Here is a 1185-nt window from a genome sequence, read left to right as displayed (position 1 = left end):
CCCGGACGCCCTCGCCCGGTCCCGCGCCGCGGCGGCCGGGCTGGCCTCCCTAGGCGTGGCGTCGGTGGTGGTGGACTGCGAGAGCGGCCGGTTCCGCATGGGCCTGGCCTCCGAGCTCGCCACGCACCTGGGCGCCGAGCACATCCCGCTGGGCGAGGTGACGGCCGAGGGACTGACCCACACCGTCCGCACCCACACGGCCCCTGACCGCCGCACCACGGCGCTGACAGAGGGAGAGGTGGCCTGATGCCGCAGGGACAACCGGCCCGCGTGCCCGACGACGGGCTGAGCACCCGGCAACGCCGCAACAAGCCCCTGATCATGGTCCACACCGGGCCCGGCAAGGGGAAGTCCACGGCCGCGTTCGGCCTGGCCATGCGTGCCTGGAACCAGGGGTGGGACATCGGGGTGTTCCAGTTCGTCAAGTCCGCCAAGTGGCGCATCGGCGAGCAGACGGTCATGGAGCGGCTCGCCCGCCTGCACGCCGAGACCGGTGAGGGCGGGCCCGTGGAGTGGCACAAGATGGGCTCGGGCTGGTCGTGGTCGCGCAAGGACGGCACCGAGGAGGACCACGCCGCGGACGCCGCCGAGGGCTGGGCGGAGATCAAGCGCCGGCTCGCCGACGAGCGGCACGACCTCTACCTGCTCGACGAGTTCACCTACCCGATGAAGTGGGGCTGGGTGGACGTCGAGGACGTGGTCGAGACGCTGACCTCGCGGCCCGGTCGGCAGCACGTGGTGATCACCGGCCGCGACGCCGCCCCCCGGCTGATCGAGGTCGCCGACCTCGTCACCGAGATGACCAAGGTCAAGCACCCGATGGACGCCGGCCAGAAGGGTCAGAGGGGGATCGAATGGTGACCGGATCGCGCACCGACCTGCCCCGGCTCGTGGTGGCCGCTCCGGCGTCGGGTCACGGCAAGACCACCGTCGCCACCGGGCTCATGGCGGCCCTGCGGCGCAGGGGCCTGACGGTCTCGGGCCACAAGGTCGGCCCCGACTACATCGACCCGGGCTACCACGAGCTCGCGACGGGGCGGCCGGGCCGCAACCTCGACCCGCACCTGGTCGGCGAGCACAGAATCGTGCCCCTCCTGCTACACGGCGCGCAGGCCGCGCCGCGGCCGGCCGACGTCGCGGTGATCGAGGGCGTGATGGGCCTGTACGACGGCCAGATCGGGGGCG

Annotated in this window: 1 protein-coding gene and 2 pseudogenes; all 3 read left to right on the top strand. The window is 73.1% G+C overall.

Annotated features, from left to right (window positions below; translation table 11 throughout):
• A pseudogene (locus G6022_RS14305) lies at positions 1–247 on the top strand (magnesium chelatase); the annotation flags it as partial.
• Positions 247–861 carry a cob(I)yrinic acid a,c-diamide adenosyltransferase gene (cobO, locus tag G6022_RS14300; protein ID WP_182639643.1) on the top strand — a complete coding sequence of 205 codons (615 nt, stop codon included), beginning with the start codon at positions 247–249 and terminating at the stop codon, positions 859–861. The pseudogene G6022_RS14305 and the gene cobO, both read left to right, overlap by 1 nt.
• A pseudogene (locus G6022_RS14295) lies at positions 855–1185 on the top strand (cobyrinic acid a,c-diamide synthase); the annotation flags it as partial. The gene cobO and the pseudogene G6022_RS14295, both read left to right, overlap by 7 nt.

Source organism: Dietzia sp. Cai40, from assembly GCF_014145165.1.
GTDB lineage: Bacteria > Actinomycetota > Actinomycetes > Mycobacteriales > Mycobacteriaceae > Dietzia > Dietzia natronolimnaea.
This window is presented reverse-complemented; position numbering and strand designations above follow the sequence as displayed.

Excerpts from the sequence above, each read along its gene's own strand:
- cobO (WP_182639643.1), top strand. The coding sequence starts at position 247 with ATGCCGCAGGGACAACCGGCCCGCGTGCCCGACGACGGGCTGAGCACC.